Origin of the sequence: Armatimonas sp., from assembly GCF_031410135.1 — a bacterium.
Taxonomy (GTDB): domain Bacteria; phylum Armatimonadota; class Armatimonadia; order Armatimonadales; family Armatimonadaceae; genus Armatimonas.
Genome location: NZ_JANNYP010000492.1, coordinates 1 through 3826, shown reverse-complemented (window position 1 = coordinate 3826; position 3826 = coordinate 1). Strand labels below are relative to the sequence as shown.

Annotated in this window: 4 protein-coding genes; 2 read left to right on the top strand and 2 right to left on the bottom strand. The window is 55.6% G+C overall.

Annotated features, from left to right (window positions below):
• Positions 1-121: 121 nt before the first annotated feature.
• Positions 122-799, bottom strand: a complete 678-nt coding sequence (locus RMO15_RS18310; RefSeq protein ID WP_309715080.1) for a M14 family zinc carboxypeptidase — start codon at positions 797-799, stop codon at positions 122-124.
• A gap of 21 nt (positions 800-820) precedes the next feature.
• Complete coding sequence (locus tag RMO15_RS18305; RefSeq protein ID WP_309715078.1) at positions 821-1441, bottom strand: hypothetical protein; 621 nt, start codon at positions 1439-1441, stop codon at positions 821-823.
• Positions 1442-2116: 675 nt separating this feature from the next.
• Here RMO15_RS18305 and RMO15_RS18300 point away from each other — a divergent pair.
• Together RMO15_RS18300 and RMO15_RS18295 are read left to right on the top strand one after the other, a co-directional pair.
• The gene (locus RMO15_RS18300; RefSeq protein ID WP_309715076.1) at positions 2117-2761 is read left to right on the top strand and encodes a cysteine peptidase family C39 domain-containing protein; all 645 of its coding nucleotides are present in this window, start codon (positions 2117-2119) and stop codon (positions 2759-2761) included.
• Positions 2762-2896: 135 nt separating this feature from the next.
• Positions 2897-3826 (top strand): DUF6531 domain-containing protein (locus RMO15_RS18295; protein ID WP_309715075.1); only part of this gene is annotated, 930 nt, incomplete at its 3' end.

Here is a 3826-nt window from a genome sequence, read left to right as displayed (position 1 = left end):
GAAGTGGAATCGGTGTTGAACCAGTTGGAGGATCTACTCATCGCCGAGGAAGTGCCCGCATCAAAAGGAAGGAAATGAAATTCGATCTCGTCACCAATTTACCTACAACAAACTGTCTCATTTATATTGACAAGTTCCGCTTGAGCATGTTCTTTGTCTCGGCCTGCGTGCCCATGTAGAAGTCGCGGTTGTTGTCGTGGCCGATGTACTTTTGGTAGAGACGCGGGATGTCAAAGCTGCGCTTTTTCTCATCAGGCTCGCGCATGTACCAGTCTGAGACCAGCTCCATGCCGTCGGGGTTGGCGTGGACGAGAAGAACAATGCAGTCGTCGAGGAAGCGCTTCACCTCGGGGTCGTTGGAGTGCACGAGCTGGTAGGTGGTCTCGATGAGCTGATGCGCGCCCAGCACTTCATTGGCGTGCAGACCACCGTCAATCCAGACCACTGCCTTCCCGATTGCCGCCAGCTTCTTCGCCTCGGCCTCGGTGAGCCCCTCAGCCCGCGCCAGCCGCGCCGCTATTTCTCTATACGTGGCGAGCTTTTTGTGGTTGGCGGGCGAGGTGACAATCGCCATGAGCTGAGGCCGCCCCTCCGCCGTCTTCCCCATTTCCTGCACCACCAGCCGGTCGGACTCTTTATCGAGCTGCTTCCAGTACGCCGCAAACTGCGTGTAGTTGGCGAGCTTGTAGTCATCGCCTATCGAAAACCCAAAAAACGCCTTGGGAGACATCACTTTTTGTTGCAGAGATGAATTCAGAGGGGCAGTCAGCGCAATCACTGCCAGTAGGGGTATGGACATGCCCTATTGTACGCCAGAGCGCTAGGATTTTGTCGTCACGGGAACCCGGCTTCGTAGCAGCGCTCCCTCGGGCGTTTCCGCCCCATAGAGGCGTGAGGCTAGGGCGTACCAGGCTTTGTTGTCACTATCGAGGTGCGCCACGTGCTCGGCGAGATCCTCAGCAGCGTGTCTCCACTTGGCTTTGGCGGCGCTGGTGGCGGCATCGAGGTCTGCGGCGTGGGCGATAGCGCTCTCAAAGGCGGCGTGGGTGTGCGAGGGGGAGAGGGCCAGGTTAGGCAGAAGGGTCTTCCATGCCTCCGCGACCGCTTTGGCGCGGGCAAGGCTCTGTGGCCGTCCAAAGGGCTGTCCGGGGAGGCGCTTGAGGGCTTCTTGCACGGCAGTATTGCCCCGCGCGGAAACTTTCAGGGCGGCAACGGTCTGCATGGTAAAGCGCTCCAGAGACTTGTAGGCGGCGTTGCGTTGGGCACGGATCGCGTGCTCTTCCTGCTCGGCAGTGTTCTCATTGCGCTCTTTCTCCGTTAGAAGGGTAAGATCGGTGTCCCACTGTGCCACGGTTTTGTCTGGCCAGACCCACTGCGCTGCAATTTCTGCCTGCACATCGCGTGTGGCTTGTGCACGGGTACGAACTATTGAAATCTCCATGATTAAAACTCCTTGCTAGCGCCGCAAGATGATAGTTTTTCCCTGAAAAACACAATGCTGCTTTGATAGCACGCCTGGGTGCGTCTGTTGCACTTCAGGCTAAGCTTGCGAAACGCAAAGTGATCGTATCGCAACACGAAGCCATTTTCCAGTGGTGCTATGCTGTCCCCAAAAAATCTCATGCCAGGGCTCTGATGTTCTATGCCAGAGCCTTGAGGTTTCATACCAGAGCTTTTATCTTTCAGGGTAAGGCTTTGAAACTTCAGGGTACGGCTTTGAAGTGCCATGCCAAGGCAGGAAAATTTGTGGGTCTCGTGTGGGAATGTCAGGGTGCAAAGGGCGGACTTAGAGGTGGGTGATCAGAGTGAAAATTATTTTTTACGGTAAAGCAATTCCTGATTGAAATTTCTTGAATACCTGGTAGAATAGCCCTGTAGGTGGTATTGGGTAGTCTCCACATAAAAAGTGCCCCCCCCCCCCCTATTTTTCGTCAATAGTTGTCAGTTAAGGTGAAGGGAGGGCATTATGCGCTTTTCTTACTCTCGTTGTCGGTCACTAGCTGTTTTTTTGAGTTGTTTGACGTGCTGCATCGCTTCTTTGAGTGGATGCAAAATGGAACCTGCGCGGGCGCAGGATTCCCCCCGACTCCCAGCCCGGCGTGGGGATAAATCGGTTGTGCGTTCGCTTCCCGAGTACCAGAAGGCCACGGCTCTATTTGCTAAAGGCGATAAGGCAGGAGCGAAGCTCGCTTTAGAGGCACTCCTCAAAACCCCGAATCTATCCCAGACCGATACGGCGTTTCTCAAGACACAGATAGGGCTGTGCGATACCTCCCCCAATAATTCTGCCTCCCCCGGCGGCTTTAGCGCCGCCACCTGGGCACCCTCTGGGTACGGCCCTCGCTCGTCCCTCGCTGCGAAGGGGGGCATTGCGCGTCGTGTTGGCGATTGCGGGCCGCGTGCTCTCCTGATTGCTGCCAGTGAGTTAGACATTAAGGCAGATGTTGTGGCGCTGGCGAAGGCGGCGAAGACAACTTCGGAGGGCACGAGTCTGGAGGGGCTAGTGGCTGCGGCAAAGAGTATTGGCCTGAAGGTGGAAGGCGTTCAAGTGGACAGAGACGCGCTGGCGCAGCTTTCAACTCCCTTAATTGCCTGGTGGGAAGGCAATCACTTTGTAGTGGTGCTGGAGATCAAAGAAGATATGTTCAATGGCGAGGTGACGGCGCGGGTACATGACCCGAATAAACACAAACCGGAGAGCGTGAAACTGGCCGACCTGCTGGCCAAAAGTGGAGGCATTGTGCTCACACTGAAGAAATAAAAGTAGGAAAAGGAGAAGCTTCGCCCTAGCTTGGCGGCCTAAACGAAGCCTCCCCTCTCTCGTCAACCGCAAGAACGGCAGACCGCTTAGTTTACCGTGCTTGCATTTGTGAAACAAGAAAGTTAGAGAATCAAGATGTTTTTCACAGAGAATCCTAACCGGCGGAAGGTAGCGGTGCTGACAGCAGCCCTGTTTGCCTGGCTGTCGGTGGGGCCAAGTGCGGGGGCGGCCTATGCCAGGACGCACACGAAAGCCAAGGGGCACTCGCGGGCTTTAACCGCTTTTGAGAGAAGCCATATCCGAGGGGCGATTCCGACTCATGCTCTTTCACTCGACCCAGCTTCAGGCTCGACCTATAGCTGGGAGGGAAGTGTTGGGGGCACCAATACCGGCAATGGAAACAAGCTAACCACGCTTCCGATTGTGGGCTGGACGGCTCGCGGCGGCTTGCCAGTCAACTTTACGATCTACCACAACAGCCAGGGAAGCCACGATGCAGAGCTTGGCAAGCACTGGACACATAGCTTCGACATCTACCTGATGGTTGACTCTGGCACAGGCGATGTGGCGATGCACTGGGGTAACGACCTCTCCTACGTCTTCACCAAGAACATCGACGGGAGTTTCTCGCCTCCCACGGGGATTTACGATAGCTTGGCGTATGACTCGGGGAGCAGCACGTACACGCTGACGACCAAGAGCCAGGTTAAGTACGCGTTTCAATCTGTGAGTGGCGAATGGATGTGTAAAAGCATCAAGGATCGCAACAACAACACGCTCACGATCAACCACAACTCGACAGCCCAAGTGACAAGTGTGGTAGATGCCAACAGTCGCACCCTGAGCTTTTCCTACGATGGCAATGGACGCATCACGAGCGTCACCGATCCGGCGAGTCGCAGCTTTAGCTTCGCCTACACGAGCGGCAAGCTGGCAAGTGTAACCTTCCCGACGGCGAGTAGCCAGACTCCAGTGATCCAATATGGATATGACTCTGGGTATCGAATTACGAGCGTTACCGACCCTCGCGGCAAGGTCTGGAGCTACTCTTACAACTCGGATGGG

What these genes read in the sequence shown, in the direction of transcription:
- RMO15_RS18305 (WP_309715078.1), bottom strand. Translation starts at nt 1,441, where the DNA reads ATGGAGATTTCAATAGTTCGTACCCGTGCACAAGCCACACGCGATGTG.
- RMO15_RS18310 (WP_309715080.1), bottom strand. Translation starts at nt 799, where the DNA reads ATGTCCATACCCCTACTGGCAGTGATTGCGCTGACTGCCCCTCTGAAT.